This is a genomic window from Acrocarpospora pleiomorpha (assembly GCF_009687885.1).
GTDB classification, from domain to species: Bacteria; Actinomycetota; Actinomycetes; order Streptosporangiales; family Streptosporangiaceae; genus Acrocarpospora; species Acrocarpospora pleiomorpha.
Genome location: NZ_BLAF01000009.1, coordinates 263,438 through 281,192 on the forward strand (window position 1 = coordinate 263,438; position 17,755 = coordinate 281,192).

Genomic DNA, 17,755 nt, shown 5'->3' on the forward strand with positions numbered 1-17,755 from the left:
CATCCGTGACGGAGACCACACTCGCGACGGTGATCGAGACACTGGAGCACGCCTACGACCCGGCCCACGCCGAGCCCTGGGACGCGGTAGGGCTGGTCTGCGGGGATCCCGGCCAGGCCGTGCGCAGGATCGTGTTCGCGGTGGACCCGGTGGCGGCCGTCGTCGACGAGGCCCTGGAGTGGAACGCCGACCTCATTGTCACCCACCACCCGCTCTACCTGAGGGGCACCACCTCGGTCGCGGCCGACACCGCCAAAGGCCGCCTCATCCACCGCCTGATCAAGAACGACTGCGCCCTCTACACCGCCCACACCAACGCCGACGTGGCCGACCCCGGCGTCTCCGACGCCCTCGCCCGCGCCGTGGGCCTCTACCCGCCGTACCGGCCGCTCAGCCCGATCGCCGTCCCCGGCCTGGGCCTCGGCCGCGTCGGCGTCCTGCCCGTCTCCATGACCCTGGCCAAGTTCGCCGCCCTCGCCGCCCAGGGCCTGCCCCGCACCGCCGGCGGTTTGCGCGTCGCCGGCGACCTGGACCGCCTGGTGAAGGTCGTCGCCGTCAGCGGCGGCTCCGGCGACTCCCTGCTCGGTACGGCTCGCGCCGCCGGCGTCGACGTCTTCCTCACCGCCGACCTCCGGCACCATCCGGCCAGCGAGTACGTGGAGTCCGGCGGCCCCGCCCTCATCGACGCCGCGCACTGGGCCACCGAGTGGCCCTGGCTGGCCGAAGCGGCTGAGCGGCTGACGTCCGCCCTGGCGGCGAAGGGTATTAGTGTTGAGGCGCGCGTCTCCGACACGGTCACGGACGCCTGGACTACAACAGCACAGCGAGGATAGGGATGAAGGCTGCACCGGAAGCACAGAAGCGTCTCCTCGACCTGGCTGAGCGCGATGCGGCTCTCGACCGGCTCCGGCATCGCCGCCGCACGCTCCCTGAGCTGGCCGGGATCGAGGAGCAGTCCAAGAAGCTCGCCCAGGTCTCCACTCAGATCATCGCCGCCGAGACCGAGGCGGCCGACCTCGGCAGGGATCAGAGCAAGGCCGAATCCGACGTGGACGCGGTCCGGCTGCGCGCCGAACGCGACCGCAAGCGCCTGGACTCCGGGCAGGTCTCCTCGCCCAAGGACCTGGCCAGCCTGCAGTCCGAGATCACCTCGCTGCACCGCCGCCAAGGCGACCTGGAGGAGGTCGTGCTGGAGATCATGGAACGCCGCGAGGCCGCCGACACCAAGGTCGCCGACCTGCGCGCCGAACGCGACGAGCTCACCGCCACCCTCTCGGTCGCCGAGTCCCGCCGCGACGAGGCCTTCGCCGAGATCGACAAGGAGGCCGGCGAGGTCCGCGACCGCCGCGCCGTCCTGTCCGCCGAGATCCCCGCCGACCTGCTCAAGCTGTACGAGAAGCTGCGCGAATCCTCCGGCGTCGGGGCCGCCATGCTCCAGGGCGGGCGCTGCCAGGGCTGCCGGACCACGCTCTCCATCGCCGACCTCAACCAGATCAGGGCCGCCGCGCCTGACGAGGTCGTCCGCTGCGAGGAATGCCGCCGCATCCTCGTCCGCACACCCGAGTCTGGACTGTGAGCACCGACTACGTCTGCGAGGCCGACGGGGGTTCCCGGGGGAACCCCGGGCCCGCCGGGTATGGCGCGGTCGTGCGCGACCCGTCGGGTGACGTGCTGGCCGAGGCCGCCGCGTCGATCGGCGTCGCGACCAACAATGTCGCGGAGTATCGAGGGCTGATCGCCGCTCTGCAGGCTGTTCTGGATCTTGGTGGCGAGGGGCGTACGGTCGAGGCGCGGATGGACTCCAAGCTCGTCATCGAGCAGATGGCGGGCCGCTGGAAGATCAAGAACGAGGGTCTGCGTCCGCTCGCTGTCGAAGCGCAGGCCCTGGCCCGCCGCCTCCGGGTCACGTGGAAGTGGATCCCGCGCGAGCGCAACAGCCACGCCGACCGCCTCGCCAATGAGGCCATGGACGCGGCCGCCCGCGGCGAAACCTGGCAATCCACCACGCTTTCCTCCGGTGGGAGTACGAGCGTGTCGCACGCCACGACAGTCCGCTCGGAAGGGCCGAACAACTCAGGCCGATCGACTTCGACTTCGACTTCGACCTCGGCTTCGGTTTCGGGGGAACCCGGCAGCCGTTCCGGTGGTCACTCGGAGTGGGGGAACGGCGGCCGGGCGCAATCTGCGGGTCGTGTGGATGAGCGGGAACGCGACGATCACCGTCTCGATCGGCCCGAGCATGGGCGGCACGAATCCCGCGTCGGCGGTTCGGCTGAGGCCGCGTCCGGTGACGGGTGGGTCGGAGACGCCAGCCGACCCGCCGGGCGGAGCGGTCTGGGCTGGGGACGGGCCTCGCGCGTGGCGACGTCGTTGTTGTTGCTGCGGCATGGGCAGACGCCGTTGTCGATCGAGAAGCGGTTCTCCGGGACCGGTGATCCTTCGCTCACGCCTGCCGGGATGGCGCAGGCGGAGGCGGTGGCGGTGCGGCTGGCGCGCGAGCCGTACCGGATCGAGGCGATCATGAGTTCGCCGCTGACCCGCGCACGGCAGACCGCCGAAGCGGTCGGAGCCCGGATCGGACTCCCCGTGCGCGTGGACGAAGGCCTCAGGGAGGCCGATTTCGGCGCCTGGGAAGGGCACACGTTCGCCGAGATCCAGGAACGGTGGCCACACGAACTAGCCGCCTGGCTCGCCGACCCGGCCGTCGCCCCACCCGGCGGCGAAAGCTTCACCGAAGCGGGACGCCGGGTAGAACGCGCCCGCGACCGCATCCTCACCGACCACCAGGGCAAGACCGTCCTGATGGTGTCCCACGTGACCCCGATCAAACTACTCGTCCGCTTCGCACTGGACGCCCCACCCGAAGCCCTCTACCGCATGCACCTCGACCTGGCCTGCCTGTCGATCATCGACTACTACGCCGACGGCCCAGCCGTCCTACGCACCTTCAACGACACCACCCACCTGAGCTAACGACACGGCTCGTACGCGTCGAGCGGGTCCCCATCGAGAGGTACGCGTAGATCGAGGACCGCCCCCGCCGCCCTCGGCACCACGGCGCCCGCCGCCTTGAACAGGGCGAGCATGCGGTGGTTCCCCGCGTACACGGTGGCGGTCAGTTCGTGAATCCGGCGGCTGGGCGCGACGCTTAGGAGATGCTGTAACAGCATCCGGCCAAGCCCTCGCCCCTGCCATTCGTCCTCCACCAGAAAGGCCAGCTCGGCCTCCCCGGCGGCGAGATCCATCAGATTGCTCATCGCCACAACCCGCTCACCCCCGGCGATATAGGTCACAAACGTCGCCCCTTTCGCCGGATTCGTGAACAGCGCGATCACCCGATCGCTCAACCGCGGCACCGGCCCGAAATACCGGAACCGCAGGCTCTCCGGCGAGCACCGCTCGTGCATCTCCCGGACCGCCTCCGCGTCACCCACCGTCATCGGCCGCGTGATCAGCTCAACCCCACCGACCTCAGTCCGCAGAACCCGAGGTGACGGCTGCGTCCCCCGTACCGTCTGAGACCCTCGTACCGACCGCGGCCCCCGCGGCGGACGCCCGTCCCCCGGATGCTTGTTCATCATCTTTCCCCCAGTACCCCTCGATGTGCCCGTCGTTTGTAGCGCCCGCACAGGCCGCCCGTCTGTGACATTCGACCCCGACCAACTTGCTGGATGGTTGGTGCTCACTTGAGACGCCACTAGGCTGGTCGTACGGCGGACGAGCCGGCCGGACGGCCGCGTCGAGGTCTTCGCACCTCGCCGAGGAAGGTCCGGGCTCCACAGGGCAGGGTGGTCGGTAACACCGACCCGGGGCGACCCGCGGGACAGTGCCACAGAAAACAAACCGCCCCTCACTTGAGGGGTAAGGGTGAAACGGTGGTGTAAGAGACCACCAGCGCCCACGGCGACGTGGGCGGCTAGGTAAACCCCACCCGGAGCAAGGTCAAGAAGGAATGCCCACGGGCATTCCGCGCGCGACACTCGAGGGCTGCCCGCCCAACGCCGCGCGGGTAGACCGCTTGAGACCACGAGCAATCGTGGCCCTAGATGGATGGCCGTCAGGTTACCCAACCTACAAAACCCGGCCTATAGGCCGACTCGTCCGCCCTTAGCGCCTTCTATTAGGCGCAATGCCTGCTCAGCGATATTCAGTTCCGCTGGCGGGGTTGATCAATTAGGTATCTCGGGTTTCGGTCATAGTCACGTGACCGGGCCGCATGCGGCTAGTAGCTCTTCTGCGCCGACGCGGACGACTGCCCAGTCGGTTGCCGGTTCTCGGTGTAGCCACTGAGCTAGCGATTCCCCTCGATTGGCGTGCTCGGCTCGGACTGCCTGTAGGTCGAACTGCACCCCGTCCGGCGGCCCTGTCCGCTCCAGCACTCTGATTCTGCGCTCCATGGAGATCAGGAGTTCATGGTCGAGTTGCCGGACGGCAGTGCGGAATGATGCGGCCGGGACTATTACCTGGCCAGCCGGGTCGGCCACGAACCGGATGTCACCATCGTCGGCATGTTGCCAGGTCACTGTCACCGTGTCGAGATCGTCGCTGACAGTGCGCCAAGCCCTGATGCGGGGCGGTTGCAGGATATAGCCGAGATCCAGAGCGTGTTCGTTGTGCCAGACCGCAGCGACCGACGCCGCATCGCTTTCCACCGGCCGCCAGGCTGAGGGGTCGCTGCCCACGAAATCCAGGAGATCGCTCGGCACTGGCTCGAGAACAGTCGGTGTCATCGCGTTGATGTCTTCCCAGAGGCGAGCAACGTAGTAGCCGACATATGGGTGCTGCACCGCGGGATGGTCACTTCTATATTTCTGAAGCGTCTCCGGTGAGTAGCGCAGCAATTCATGATCGGCAAGCTCGATCCAGTACCAGCCGTCAGTTAGTCCGAACCAATGCAGTTGACGATCCTCATGGCCCCACGGGGAAACCTGCCTCAGTGGTGTCAACGCGAAGCGAAACCTGATCACTGGGCGTATGGTAGCCGACTGGTGGATGTGTCTTCGACCTAGCGGATGCCTGGTACTGCGTCCTTGTCAAGGCAGGACGGGTGGGGGTGGGTGGGCTCCTAGGCAACCATTCTCACCTGCGAGGGCGAGCTAGGGCTTTCAGGGCTGTCCACCGCCTTCCGGGTGGATTGTTACCAATATTGACACCCACCAATCGATCCATAGCGATGAGGGATCAATCGTCCGATGATCAGGGCAGACGCTTCGAGGAGTCGCTGGTCAGTAACACGGCACCGCGATTATGGTTTAGACGCTTCGTCTTTAGTCCAGGGAACGGCCCTGGATCCGGCTGCAACCGTTTCCCAGAGGTGAGGTGCCTAGGTGCTATGAGCTCAGGAGGAAGCCATGACGACGCCCAGCTCCGCTAAGCGGCTATCACCACTTAAAGTCGACCCGGCAACCGATGAGCTGATCTCCCAGGGAGCCCACTTCCTTGGGATGACCAAGAAGGACCTGGTCGCCGTCGCTGTCCGTGTCTACCTGGACCAGCAGCGCGAACAAATCAGCCGCAGGATGATCGAGTCGATGAAGGTTCTGGACGGATCTCTGTCGTCCAGCGTGTCTCTGCTCACCGGCCTATCGCCAGAACGCGTCAACGAACTCGGTGGCACTGGCGACTGGGAGGAATGACATCTCCATGCACCGCGTCCGTCCAACACTGCGCGTCCTCCGCGATGCGGCGCTTCGCGGCCGGCGTCAGCGTGATCCCAGTGAGACGCTCGGCCAGGGGAAACGCCGAGCCCGTCGGGGATGTCGGCGGGTCCAAAGTTGGAGATGATCTACTCGAACTCGCGGCAAGGTACATGATCGACAGCGATTCGCACGGTGACGGCGCGTACTGGCGCGACACACATCTTAGGGCCGAGGTGTGTTGCATTGACACATAGGAGTCACGAAGGCGCACCCATAACGTTGCGGAACCCCCCCTTGTGAGGAGTTCCACATGTCGACAGCCTTACCCAGCCGGATCAGGAAGGTCATTGCGGCCAGCCTGATCGGGACCACGATCGAGTGGTACGACTTCTTCCTTTACGGCTCCGCTGCTGCGCTGGTGTTCAACAAGCTGTTCTTCCCCAATGAGGACGAGCTCACCGGCACCCTCCTCGCGTTCCTCACCTACGCGATCGGCTTCGTTGCCCGGCCGCTTGGCGGCCTGGTGTTCGGGCACTACGGCGACCGGCTCGGCCGGAAGCGCCTGCTCGTCATCAGCCTGGTCATGATGGGTGGGGCCACCTTCCTGATCGGCCTGCTGCCGTCGTACGCGGTCCTCGGCGTCGGCGCGCCGCTGCTGCTCACCGCCTTGCGTCTGGTGCAGGGGTTCGCGCTGGGTGGCGAGTGGGGTGGCGCGGTGCTGCTGGTCTCCGAGCACGGGGACCCGCGCCACCGCGGCTTCTGGGCCTCGTGGCCGCAGGCGGGGGCTCCCGGCGGGAACCTGCTGGCCACCGGCGTGCTCGCCCTGCTGGCCGCGGTCCAGCCGGAGGACGCCTTCCTCGCCTGGGGCTGGCGGATCGCGTTCCTGCTCTCCGGCGCGCTCGTCCTGATCGGCCTGTGGGTCCGGCTCAGCGTGGCCGAGTCGCCGGTGTTCCAGCAGGCGGTGGCCAACCAGAAGGCCCCGCCGAAGGCCCCGATCATGGACGTGTTGCGCCATCACTGGCGGGACGTGCTGATCGCCATCGGAGCCCGCCTCGCCGAGAACATCTCCTACTATGTGATCACCGCGTTCGTCCTGGTGTACGGGACGACCACGGTGGGACTGCCGCGCGGCACCGTGCTCAACGCGGTGCTCATCGGATCGGCAGTGCACTTCGTCACGATCCCCCTGTGGGGCGCACTCTCCGACCGGCTCGGCCGCCGCCCGGTTTACCTGCTCGGCGCGGCGGGAGTGGGCGTCTGGGCGTTCGTGTTCTTCCCGCTGATCGACACCACCTCGTTCGCCCTGACCACGCTGGCGGTGACCGTCGGACTGGTCTTCCACGGCGCCATGTACGGCCCGCAGGCGGCGTTCTTCTCCGAACTGTTCGGCACCCGGATGCGCTACTCCGGCGTGTCCATCGGCTACCAGCTCGCCTCGATCGTGGCGGGCGCGCTCGCCCCGATCATCGCGGTCGCGCTCCTCGGCGCGTACGGCGACAGCCTGCCGATCTCCCTCTACGTGGCGGGCGCCGCGCTGCTCACCCTGGTGACGGTGTTCTTCGCCAAGGAGACCCGGCAGCGGGATCTGGCCTCGGTCGCCCCGACGTCGAACGCCGCCGAGGTCGCCGCCGTGCCCGTCGCGAAGGAGGCCTGATGACCGGCTTGCCACGTGCCCTCGCCGCGGTCGCCCTGGCCGCGGTCGCGGTCGCCGCCCCTGCTTCGCCCGCCGCCGCGTCCCACTGCCCCTCGGTGACCGTACCCGGCGCGGAACGGCAGGTGGTCGCCTGCCTGGACGATCTCACCACGAAGGGCACCCTCGTCACCGGCCATACCGACCAGAGCGACTGGTCGGGGCTCAACTCCGCTGGGGCGCTCAATCCGTCCGGGGTGCCCGGCATGCAGATCGACGGCTACTTCCCCGACACCTCGACGGGCAACACCAACCACGGCTGGAACCACGACGCCCAGTTCGTCCTCCGGCTGCCCCGGCAGTGGAACGGCGGCCTGGTCGTGGCCGGGTCCCCCGGCAACCGGGAGACGTACGCCAACGACTTCACCATCTCCGACTGGGCGCTGGCCCGCGGCTACGCCTACGCCGCGACCGACAAGGGCAACACCGGCGTCACCTTCTACCGCGACGGGACCCGCCCCGGCGACGCGGTCGCCGAGTGGAACCACCGGGTCAGCCAGCTCGCCGCCGCCGCCAAGGCGGTCGTCCGGCAGCGGTACGGCAGGCCCGCCCGCACCACGATCGCCGCCGGCCAGTCCAACGGCGGCTACCTGGTCCGCTGGCAGCTGGAGAACCGCCCCGACCTGTTCGACGGCGGCGTCGACTGGGAGGGAGTGCTCTGGACGGCCACCGGGCCCAACCTGCTGACCTTCCTGCCGCCCGCGCTCCGGGCGTACCCGGCGGGCGACACCGCGGGGATGACCGAGGCCGGCTTCACCGGCGAGACGTCCTTCCTGTGGCCCTTCCATTACAGCTACTACTGGGACCTCACCCAGCGCCTCTACCGCGAGGAGTTCGACCCCGGCTACGACGGCGACCTGGAGGCCGGCACGCCGTTCTGCGCGTCCGGCACCCCCGCATGCGACACCGACTACGACTACGCCTCCCGCCCCGCCGCCGTACGGCAGGCCGTCGCCCGGATCGGCCTCACCGGGAAGATCAAACGACCGCTGATCACGGTGCACGGCACCCTGGACACCCTGCTGCCGATCGGCGTGGTCTCCGACGCCTACGCCAAGATGATCAGCGACAAGCACCGGGACCGCCTCTTCCGCTACTACCGCTTCGAAGGCGGCAACCACGTCGACGGCCTCTACTCGGCCTACCCCGACCGCATCCGCCCACTGCTGCCCTGCTTCCGCAGCGCCTTCACCGCACTGGAGTCGTGGCTGGGCAGGGGCACACCCCCGCCGAGCGCGACACTCCCTCGGCCGACAACGGGCGACCTCGAGAACACCTGCGCACTGACGGCCTGATCGAGCCGCCCACCCTGGGCCGGGCTCGACGCGAGAACCGCGCCGAGCCCGGCTAGTCGTTCAATCTCATGACGTCCCGATGAGTCGGCAGTAGCCTGCTGCCAAAGTTAAGGCTAGCCTTGAATTCGGGAGGGTTCTCGTGGCATGGACTGTGAAGGTCACAGACGAGTATGCCGCCTGGTTCATCGCACTCATCAAGGAGGATCTCGACTCGGCGGTTCAAGTCGCGCAGGCGGTAGCCGCGCTTCGGGAGGAGGGGCCAACGCTAGGCAGACCGCTCGTCGACCGGCTCAAGGGAAGCTCCCTGCACCACCTGAAGGAACTGCGTCCGGGGTCACGTGGGCGTTCGGAGATCAGGATCATCTTCGTTCGATCCCACTCGGGCGGCGCTGCTGTTGCTGGGCGGCGACAAGGCGGGGAACTGGGAACGGTGGTACAAGGAGAACATCCCCCTGGCCATACAGCTCTACATCGACTACACCAGCAACGAAGAGGAGTGACCATGCCGAAGAGAACCCCGGGGGATTGGGCCGACCTTGAGCGGGAGCTACACGAGGCCGGTGTCTCCCCTTCGGTGATCGAGGAAGGTGCCAGGAAGCTACTCGCTGAGGCGCGCGGCCATCAGCTTGCTGAGGCACGCAAGCACCTTGGGCTCGGACAAAAGGACGTCGCCACCACCATGGGTGTGAGCGTTTCCCGTGTCTCCCAGATCGAGCACGGCGAGGTCGCCTCTCTTGAGGTCATCGCCCGCTATGTGGAGGCACTCGGAGCCCGCCTGGAGCTGGTCGTCGACTTCGGCGACCGAATGATGCGATTGCCGGTCAGCGAGACGTCGCTGGATGCCGCCTGAGCGCTGGATGGCGTGGGCAAGATCTCCGCGTGAAGCGCAAGGATTGAGTAAGGCAGTCAATCCCACCACACTGCCTGGGTGCCTGATGCACCACCAAATTGAGATCGCCACGGGCCCCGGTTCTGAGAGCTATGTGCTCCGGCTACCCCGCGGATAGGGGAGGCAAGGCATGCCAGGCTGTCAAGCCACCGGGAGCCGGTAAGCAGCGGAAAACATGTTGCGGTAGAAGGCCGGGGCGCGGAAAGCTCCCGGCGTGAAGATGAGCGCCGACCACCTGATGGTGTCACCTGAGACTGTGCGCGTATTGGTCAATGAGCAGTTCCCCGAGTGGCGGAGCCTGCCCATCACGAGCATTACCGCCCATGGGACAGTGAACACCATCTTCCGCGTAGGTGAGCACTTCACGGCTCGGTTCCCGTTGCAGCCTGGGCACGTCGAGTCGATACGGCGCTGGCTGGAGGCCGAAGCGGAAGCAGCCCGGGAGTTGGTGGGTCGCACGCGGTTTCCCACGCCTGAGCCGGTCGCGCTTGGTGAGCCCGGGGCGGGATATCCGCTTCCGTGGGCGGTGCAGACTTGGTTGCCCGGTGTGGTGGCTACCGATGAGGACCCGGGCGAATCGGTCGCGTTTGCGCATGACTTGGCCGATCTCATTACCAGTCTGCGCGCGGTCGACACGCGTGGCCGTACTTTTGCCGGCAAGGGTCGAGGGGGTGAGCTTCAATCCCACGACGCGTGGGTGGAAACCTGTTTCAAGCACAGCGAGCAGCTCCTGGACGTTCGCCGGCTTCGCCTGATGTGGGGAAATTTTCGGAATCTGCCGCGCGAAGCTGCCGACGTGATGGCCCACAGTGATCTCATTCCCGGCAACGTGCTCGTGTCCGCTGGGCGGCTGGCCGGGATTCTCGATGTTGGCGGCTTCGGGCCGGCCGACCCTGCTCTGGATCTTGTGAGTGCTTGGCATCTGCTTGAGGACGGGCCGCGGGAGGTGTTCCGCCTGGACCTCGGGTGCGACGATCTCGAATGGGAGCGGGGCAAAGCATGGGCATTCGTACAGGCGATGGGGGTCGTCTGGTACTACCTCGAAACCAATCCGGTCATGAGCCGGATGGGCCGACGCACCCTGGAACGCATTCTGGCGACGAATCGCCCGCCTGAGAACGTGTCCGTGTGATCCGGATATTTCCGGGCAGTGGAGGCCGGTGGCCGAACCCACCGAGAGTCGCCGGGGCGAGCTGATCGAGTCCGCCCAGGCCCGCTGGATCGCCGCCCTGACCGACCTGGGCGGGCGTAACACGCTGCTCTACTACAAGGACCGCAGGGCGGGCACGCTCGACCTCGCCGACGCCGATCCCATCGCGCTCGAACGGTTCCTGCGCACCGGATCGGCCCGTCTCAGCCGGCTGTTCACGGACGCCGACATCAGGGCCGACGCGATCCGCCGCGTGCAGGCCATCCACCGCAAGGCGCGCGAACTGCTCGAAGAACGCGGCATCCGCGCCGGATACCTCGCCACCGGCATGGCCCGCTGGGACGAGCTGTTCCTCGAACCGGCGGCCCCCGTGCTGCTGCGCGGTCTGACCATCACGCCGACCCGCGCCAGACACGACGATTTCGAGCTCGTCCTGGACGACGAAGAGGAGCTCAACCCCGTCCTGGTGCACAAGCTCGCCACCATGTACGGCGCCGCGGTGACCGGCACCGGCGACCTCGCGCGCGCCGCCGAACTCGCCGAGGTCCCCGGGTTCGAGATCCTCCCCAGGCAGGTCATCGGCACCTTCACCTACGCCAAACTGCCCATGGTCAGGGACATGCAGGCAGCCGGCGAACTGCTCGACGACAGCGACATCGTGGCCGCGATCGCCGGCGACCCGGAGGCCCAGGAACTCCTGCTGGCCACCGATACCTTCCCCGCCATCGACGACACGCCCGAGTCCGACTACTCCGTGCTCGACGCGGACTCCTCCCAGCGCAGCGCCATCGACGCCGTGCTCGCCGGGCGCAGCCTAGTCATCCACGGCCCACCCGGCACCGGCAAGAGCCAGACGATCGCCAACCTCATCGCCGCTCTGGTGGCCCGGGGCCGGAAGATCCTTTTCGTGGCCGAGAAACGGGCCGCCATCGACGCCGTACTGTCCCGGTTGAAGGGTGCCGGGCTCGGTGACATGGCGATCGACATCCACGAGGGCACCAGGGACAGGCAGCGCATCGCCAAGGACCTCGGCACCACCCTCGACCTGGCCGCCCAGGTCGCCGCGACCGCCGACGAGGGCCCGCACCGCCGCCTGGCCGAACGCCAGAAGCGCCTCAACCAGCACGTCACCGCGTTGCACGAGGTGCACGAGCCGTGGGGGGTGACCGCCTTCGAGGTCCAGTCCGCGCTGCTCGGCATCCCGGCCGAGGCCCGTACGCCTGTACGGCTCGCGCTCTCGGAACGGATGAGCCGCGAGGCCGCCGACCGTATCCGCGACGACCTGCGGGAGTTCGCCCACCTCGGCGGATTCACCCTGCGCCCGCGCGCCACCTCCTGGTATGGCGCGGCCCTGCGCACCCCCCTCGACGCCCGGCTCGCCATGGACCAGGTCACCCAGCTCACCACGGTCACCCTGCCGATGCTGGCCGACCGCCTCGGCCGGGCCTGCGACGAGCTGGGCCTGACCCCGCCGAACTCCTATCCTTCCCAGCTGGCCCTGCTCGAACTGCTGTCCGGCATCGCCCGCACCCATGAACTGCTCGACCCGGCGGTGTACGGCGCCCGCCCCGCCGACCTGGCCGCGGCGACCGGCGAAGGGCCCGAGCTCGGCCTGCGGGACCGGTTCCGGCTGCGCCGTCAGGCTCAGGCGTTGTGGATCGGCCCGCCGAAGGCTCCCCGCGAGGATCTGCACACCGCGCTCGCGTCGGCCGCCGCTCAACTGGCCGGGTGGGAGTATCTCCGTACCGGATCGGGACTGCCCCACCTGCCCTCTGGCTTCGCGGAGCTGCTGGCCCTCGGCGAGCAGAGTCAGCAGGAGCTGGCCGCGCTCCGCCGCTACGTCCGGATTCCGCCCGACGTCGAGCCGGTCCTGGCCGGGCTCGCCGCCGACCGGGACACCCCGTGGAAGCTGCCACGCCTGTACGAGCTCGGCGTACGATTCGACGCCCTCGGCCTCGGCCCGCTCCTGGACGGCCTGGCCCGCAGGGAAGCCGGGCCCGGCCTGGCCGCGCAGGTCTTCGACCACGCCTGGTACGCCACCGTCCTGGACCACATCCGGGTCCGCGACCCCCGCTACGCGGCCTACGACGGCGCGGCCCTCGACGAGATCGCCGGAGAGTTCCAGGTCGACGACGTACAGCACCTGGCCGTCAACCGGATCCGGGTCCGCCGCGCCTGGGCCGGACGTGTCCGCGAGGCCGAGGACCGCCACCCGCTGCAGGCCCGGGTGATCCGCAAGCAGGCCGCGGTCCGCCGTGGCCACCTGCCGCTGCGCCGCCTCCTGGACCAGGCCGGGGACGTCCTGTTCGCGCTGAAGCCATGCTGGGCGATGTCACCGCTGATGGTCAGCCAGGTCCTGCCCCTGGCCCGGCTCTTCGACGTCGTCATCTTCGACGAGGCCAGCCAGGTCGTGCCCGCCGACGCCATCCCGTCGATCATGCGCGGCCACCAGATCGTGGTCGCCGGAGACGACCGCCAGCTGCCGCCCACCAACTTCTTCCGCCAGGTCGGCGACGAGGAGGCCGAGGAGGACATGGACGACCTCGTCTCGTTCGGCGCGGGCTTCGAATCGGTTCTCGACGCCCTCCGTCCGCTGCTCCCCACCTGTCCGCTGACCTGGCACTACCGCAGCCGCGACGAACGGCTGGTGGCCTTCTCCAACACCCGCATCTACGGTGGCGCCCTGACCACGTTCCCCGGCGTCTCCCGCGACGACTGCCTGACGCACGTCGTGGTCGGCCAATCCGCGGACAAGGGCCAGGAGACGTCGGTGACCGCCGAGGTCGACAAGGTCGTGGACCTGATCCTGGACCACGCCTCGACCCGGCCCGAGGAGTCCCTCGGCGTGATCGCCCTCGGCCTGCGGCACGCCGACCGGATCGACGCCGAGCTGCGCTCCCGCCTCACCCATCGCCCCGACGTGGAAGGCTTCTTCAGCGAGGACCAGGCCGAGCCGTTCTTCGTGAAGAACCTCGAACGCGTGCAGGGCGACGAACGCGACGCGATCATCTTGTCCATCGGGTACGGCAAGCATCCCGACGGCCGGATGCGCTACCAGTGGGGCCCGCTGCTGCGCGACGGCGGCGAACGGCGGCTCAACGTGGCCGCCACCCGGGCCAAACAGCGGCTCACCCTGGTCAGCTCGTTCTCCAGCCACGACGTCGACCCGGACCGGCTGACCAAGGCCGGGGCCCGGCTGCTGGCCGACTACCTCACCTACGCGGGATCCGGCGGCACCGCCGCGGACGCCTCAGGACGCGACGACCTCGACCCGTTCCAGATCGACGTACGCGACCAACTGGCCGCGCTCGGGATCAGCGTCGTCCCGCAGTACGGCGTCGGCGGCTACCGTGTCGACTTCGCGGCCACTCACCCCGACGACCCCAGCCAGATGATCCTCGCCATCGAAACCGACGGCACCTCCTACCGCGCCTCCCGCAGCGTCCGCGACCGCGACCGGCTCCGCAAGGAGCATCTGGAACGTCTCGGCTGGAGCTTCCACCGCGTCTGGTCCACCAACTGGTTCCACAACCCCCAAGCCGAACTGGCCAAACTCCGCACCGCCTACGCGGAGGCCCTCGCCCGCACCCCCACCACGAAACCCCCAGAACCGGTACCACATCCGCCCGCGACAACCGACCTGGTGCCGCGCCCGCCCGCCCCGCTCGACCGCGACCCCTGACGGGCGGAGCCGTATTCCGCGACTCACGCAGGCCGGTCGTTGAAGAACGCTCGCAGCTCCGCGGCGACGCGCTCCGGAGCACCACGGCCGTTGACCGGCGCCTCGTGCCCCACGCCGCGCAACGTGACGCGCCGGGCGTCCGGCAGCGTCCGCTGCAGCGCGTCCAGGGCACGGCGCACGGGGGGCGGGGTCTTCTCGCCGTCCATCAGCAACACGTCCGCGAGCAGCCCGGCGAAGCCCTCGCTTGAGGCCATCTCCTGGAACAGCCGCACGTCCAGTCGCTGGAGCGGAACAAGTGACTCCACGGTGGCCTCGCCCGCAGGCCGGGAACGCCTCCGCTCCATCCGCAAGTACGCGTCGAGCATCGGCACCAGCAGCCAGCGGGGCATGATGTCGGTTCCCCGGCTGGCCCCCACCCCCTTGGTGAAGGTCGCCAATGCGGCGGACAGCCTGCCCTGGTCCATCTCGCGCTCGAACCTCGGGATCCACGAAAGGTCGATGGTGCCGTACATGGAGAGCGCCGGTTCGAACACCGCGACCTTGTGGATCTCCGGGAGCGTCAGCGCCGCCTGCAGCGCGATCAACCCGCCGGAACTGTGCCCCCACACGGCGTGCGCCCCCGTGCCGGTCAGCAACGCGTGGACATCCTCACACTCCCTGGCCATGCGGTACTTCTCGCCGGGGGGACCGCTCAGGCCGCGTCCTCGCCGGTCGGGCACGTACACGGTGAAGGTGTCCGCGAGCGCCTCCGCCAGCTCCGTGTAGTGCTGAGCGGCAAGGTAGCCGCCACTGATGAGGACCACACCCCGACCACGGCCAAACTGGTGGAACCCGATCGTCGTGCCGTCCGCCGAGGTCACGGCGCCGGTTGCTGCGGTATTTCCCATGACGGCCTCCTTAGCAACGCTAAGCCCTTAGCAACGCTAAGGTGCCTTACAACTGCTAAGGTGTCAAGCCATGAACCAGAAGGGGCTCGCGCGGGAGACGGTGGCCCGCGCCGCCCTGGACCTCCTCGACGAGGTCGGGCTGGACGGGCTGACGGTGCGTCGCCTGGCCGCCCAGCTGGGTGTGAAGTCACCCGCGCTGTACTGGCACTTCCGCAGCAAGCAGGAGTTGCTCGACGAGATGTGCCGACAGCTGCTGGAGCCGGACATGGGCGGCCCGCGAGCCGATGAGTCCTGGCAGGAGTGGCTCACCCGCCGCGCCCACCAGTACCGCCGCATGCTGCTGTCCCACCGCGACGGCGCCCGCCTGGTCGCCGTCTCCCACCCGGGCATGACCGTCGGCCGCAAGTTCGAGGCCGAACTGAAGCTCCTGACCGGCTACGGCTTCACCCCGGCCCAGGGCCTCGACGCGATCAGCACTGTGAGCTTCTACACCACCGGCTTCGTGCTGCAGGAACAGGCATCCCTTGCCCGCCAGTCCGAGGTCACCCCCGAGTACCTCGCCACACTGACGGCAGAGGCCCCCACCACGATGGCCGCGGTCACAGCCATCGGAACCCCCACCAGCGCCCGCGCCTTCACCCACGGCCTGCGCCTGATCATCGACGGCATCACCACCTCACTGACCCGCCCGTCTCCCACCGCCCAATAGGCCGGGCCAGCCGCGGTCGACCAATAGCTAACGGGGAAATCGGAGTCCGCTTCTGGCTCGCCGGCGTTTGAAGCGCTCGGCGATGATCAACGGCCCTAGGCTCGCCGCGAACCATGCGAAGTGCAGCACCGTCAGTGTGATCCATACCGCGTCGCCGGTCACCTGCGCCCAGCTCAGCAGAGCGGTAACGATCACGAGGAGATAGGTGGTCAGCAGGCATGCCCTCAATATTCCGCTGACCTTCAATGCCTTTTGTGTCTGCCCGGGCCCAAGCCACCACCGCGCGGCCGACCAACCGAGGACCGATAGCACGACCACGCCTGGCAGAGGCAGGAGAGCGAGGGCGGTCGGTGCCGGGGTGCCACCCGTGGCGGTGGCGGCCAGGGAACCTGTCAAAAGGAGGGGAACCATGCACACAAGGGCGGCCACAGTGGAGGCCGTGATTCGCAATCGCTCCTCATCGGCCTTATGCAACTCGCGAGCGAGTGCCCTCCTCTCACCGATTGCCAGAATCGGCCGCTCGCCTTTTCGTTTGAGTCTGATCAGCGCTACAAGACCCCAGACAACACCTCCTAGCGCGACCACGACCAGAGGGCCCATGCTGTCCGGGCGGTCCGGGTCGATCTGCAGCAGGAGATCGATGCCGCTCCCCTCCATTCCGATCAGCTTGTAACCGGCCGCGAAAACGACGACGAAGGCGAGGAATGCAAGGCAACCCAGCCGAGCGGAGGGGCTCTTATCTGAACGGGCTTCAGCCAGCGCGTGCTGGATGGCGGCACTGCCGGAATCCAGCTCAGCCGCGCGCGCCAAGGCGGCGACGCCTTCCTCGTGGACGCGACTGTGTCCGGGCGGGTACGACAGGAGAGCCTTGCCGAGAGCCAGATGAGCGGCCGCTTCTTCAGGAGCGAGTTCAACGGCCCGTCGTGCCGCGCGCGCAGCGTCATGGTGTAGTCCGCTCGCTGTCGCCATAGCTCGGGCCAAGGTCGTGTGGGCCCGCCAGTCGTGCGGGGCCAGCATGGTCGCGCGCAAGCCGTACAGGACGGCCTGGGTGCTGCTCCCCAGTTCACGGAAGATCATGCTGGCGATCGCGAGACAGTCGGCGTCGGGAGACCCGGTCAGGTTCAGAGCGCGATCGACAAGCTCGCGAGCAGTCCCCGCATCGCCCTGTCGTGCGTGGACCAGCGCGCTGAGCAGAACGGGAAACGGGTCCTCAGGACGTTCCGCGCCAAGGCGTCGTACGAAAGCGGAAACTTCGGAGAACGATCCCCTGTCGCAAAGATCGACCACATGATCAAGCTCGTCGATCACTGCGCGGCTTGTGCCCGCACGAACGAGCAGGGTCACGAGTGCGCCATGACCGTTCCGCTGGGCTATCTCGGCCGCTGTGAGCCCTTCACTCGTGATTGCGTTGATCTCTGCACCGGCATTGAGGAGCACGCGGGCCGAGCCCTGGTATCCGTAAGCCGAAACGAAGTGCAGAGGCATCCACCCAGTGGAGTCACGGGCGTTGGCATCCGCGCCCAACTCAAGGAGAACAGGAAGCATATCGGGTAGGTCTTGGCCTGCTACGAGGTTGTGCAACAGCGACGGGACATCCAGGTTGGCCCCAAATTCGACCAGGACGCGAAGAACGTCAGTACGACGGTAGTGGACGGCAAGCTCCACAAGAGGCGTTCCGTCCTCGTCCACAGCGTTGGGATCTGCACCGTCAAGAAGGATGGCGCGAACTCCTGCCGTGTCGCCGTCGAAGACGGCCCAGCCCAGAGACTCGTCACTCACCGGGCAAGTATCGCCGCCGTGCCATAGACGTACCA

At 68.0% G+C, this 17,755-nt stretch carries 15 protein-coding genes, 1 other RNA gene and 1 pseudogene; 13 read left to right on the forward strand and 4 right to left on the reverse strand.

Annotated elements, in window-relative coordinates; all coding sequences use genetic code 11:
• Window positions 1–5: 5 nt before the first annotated feature.
• From Aple_RS09480 to Aple_RS09490, 3 genes are read left to right on the forward strand one after another with little or no spacing between them, the layout of a single operon-like run.
• The gene (locus tag Aple_RS09480; protein ID WP_246264299.1) at window positions 6–833 is read left to right on the forward strand and encodes a Nif3-like dinuclear metal center hexameric protein; all 828 of its coding nucleotides are present in this window, start codon (window positions 6–8) and stop codon (window positions 831–833) included.
• 2 nt (window positions 834–835) lie between these two features.
• Entirely contained in the window at window positions 836–1,576 is a 741-nt protein-coding gene (locus Aple_RS09485) for a zinc ribbon domain-containing protein (protein WP_155344122.1), read from the forward strand.
• Window positions 1,573–2,973, forward strand: a complete 1,401-nt coding sequence (locus Aple_RS09490; RefSeq protein ID WP_246264301.1) for a bifunctional RNase H/acid phosphatase — start codon at window positions 1,573–1,575, stop codon at window positions 2,971–2,973. The genes Aple_RS09485 and Aple_RS09490 overlap by 4 nt, the downstream gene beginning before the upstream one ends.
• On the opposite strand, the gene Aple_RS09495 is transcribed toward Aple_RS09490, so the two are convergent.
• A complete protein-coding gene (locus tag Aple_RS09495; protein WP_155344124.1) occupies window positions 2,970–3,581 on the reverse strand; it encodes a GNAT family N-acetyltransferase in 612 nt (203 codons plus the stop codon). The two genes, Aple_RS09490 and Aple_RS09495, sit on opposite strands and share 4 nt — an antisense overlap.
• 137 nt (window positions 3,582–3,718) lie before the next feature.
• Here Aple_RS09495 and rnpB point away from each other — a divergent pair.
• Window positions 3,719–4,104, forward strand: an RNA gene (rnpB, locus tag Aple_RS09500) — RNase P RNA component class A.
• 95 nt (window positions 4,105–4,199) lie between these two features.
• Here rnpB and Aple_RS09505 read toward each other — a convergent pair.
• Complete coding sequence (locus Aple_RS09505; RefSeq protein ID WP_155344125.1) at window positions 4,200–4,967, reverse strand: DUF5984 family protein; 768 nt, start codon at window positions 4,965–4,967, stop codon at window positions 4,200–4,202.
• A 384-nt stretch (window positions 4,968–5,351) separates the two neighbouring features.
• Here Aple_RS09505 and Aple_RS09510 point away from each other — a divergent pair, with 384 nt between their 5' ends.
• From Aple_RS09510 to Aple_RS09540, 8 genes and pseudogenes are all read left to right on the forward strand, one after another.
• Window positions 5,352–5,636 carry a hypothetical protein gene (locus Aple_RS09510; protein WP_155344126.1) on the forward strand — a complete coding sequence of 95 codons (285 nt, stop codon included), beginning with the start codon at window positions 5,352–5,354 and terminating at the stop codon, window positions 5,634–5,636.
• 313 nt (window positions 5,637–5,949) lie between these two features.
• Window positions 5,950–7,293, forward strand: a complete 1,344-nt coding sequence (locus Aple_RS09515) for an MFS transporter (RefSeq protein ID WP_155344127.1) — start codon at window positions 5,950–5,952, stop codon at window positions 7,291–7,293.
• Complete coding sequence (locus Aple_RS09520; protein WP_155344128.1) at window positions 7,293–8,624, forward strand: 3-hydroxybutyrate oligomer hydrolase family protein; 1,332 nt, start codon at window positions 7,293–7,295, stop codon at window positions 8,622–8,624. Before Aple_RS09515 ends, Aple_RS09520 begins: the two co-directional genes overlap by 1 nt.
• A gap of 151 nt (window positions 8,625–8,775) precedes the next feature.
• Window positions 8,776–8,937: pseudogene (locus tag Aple_RS56005) on the forward strand (type II toxin-antitoxin system RelE/ParE family toxin); the annotation flags it as partial.
• A gap of 25 nt (window positions 8,938–8,962) precedes the next feature.
• On the forward strand, window positions 8,963–9,124 hold the full coding sequence (locus tag Aple_RS56010) for a hypothetical protein (protein WP_308805499.1): 162 nt from the start codon (window positions 8,963–8,965) through the stop codon (window positions 9,122–9,124).
• The gene (locus Aple_RS09530) at window positions 9,055–9,474 is read left to right on the forward strand and encodes a helix-turn-helix domain-containing protein (protein WP_507767511.1); all 420 of its coding nucleotides are present in this window, start codon (window positions 9,055–9,057) and stop codon (window positions 9,472–9,474) included. The genes Aple_RS56010 and Aple_RS09530 overlap by 70 nt, the downstream gene beginning before the upstream one ends.
• 259 nt (window positions 9,475–9,733) lie before the next feature.
• The gene (locus tag Aple_RS09535) at window positions 9,734–10,645 is read left to right on the forward strand and encodes an aminoglycoside phosphotransferase family protein (RefSeq protein ID WP_174889808.1); all 912 of its coding nucleotides are present in this window, start codon (window positions 9,734–9,736) and stop codon (window positions 10,643–10,645) included.
• Window positions 10,646–10,673: 28 nt separating this feature from the next.
• Window positions 10,674–14,345: a PDDEXK-like endonuclease domain-containing protein gene (locus Aple_RS09540; RefSeq protein WP_155344131.1), complete on the forward strand. Its 3,672-nt coding sequence runs from the start codon at window positions 10,674–10,676 to the stop codon at window positions 14,343–14,345.
• Between the two features lie 23 nt (window positions 14,346–14,368).
• On the opposite strand, the gene Aple_RS09545 is transcribed toward Aple_RS09540, so the two are convergent.
• Complete coding sequence (locus Aple_RS09545; protein WP_155344132.1) at window positions 14,369–15,232, reverse strand: alpha/beta fold hydrolase; 864 nt, start codon at window positions 15,230–15,232, stop codon at window positions 14,369–14,371.
• Window positions 15,233–15,302: 70 nt separating this feature from the next.
• Between Aple_RS09545 and Aple_RS09550 the strand changes: the two genes are divergently transcribed.
• Window positions 15,303–15,941, forward strand: a complete 639-nt coding sequence (locus Aple_RS09550) for a TetR/AcrR family transcriptional regulator C-terminal domain-containing protein (RefSeq protein WP_155344133.1) — start codon at window positions 15,303–15,305, stop codon at window positions 15,939–15,941.
• A 27-nt stretch (window positions 15,942–15,968) separates the two neighbouring features.
• Here Aple_RS09550 and Aple_RS09555 read toward each other — a convergent pair whose 3' ends face one another.
• Entirely contained in the window at window positions 15,969–17,720 is a 1,752-nt protein-coding gene (locus tag Aple_RS09555; RefSeq protein ID WP_155344134.1) for an ankyrin repeat domain-containing protein, read from the reverse strand.
• Between the last annotated feature and the right edge of the window lie 35 nt (window positions 17,721–17,755).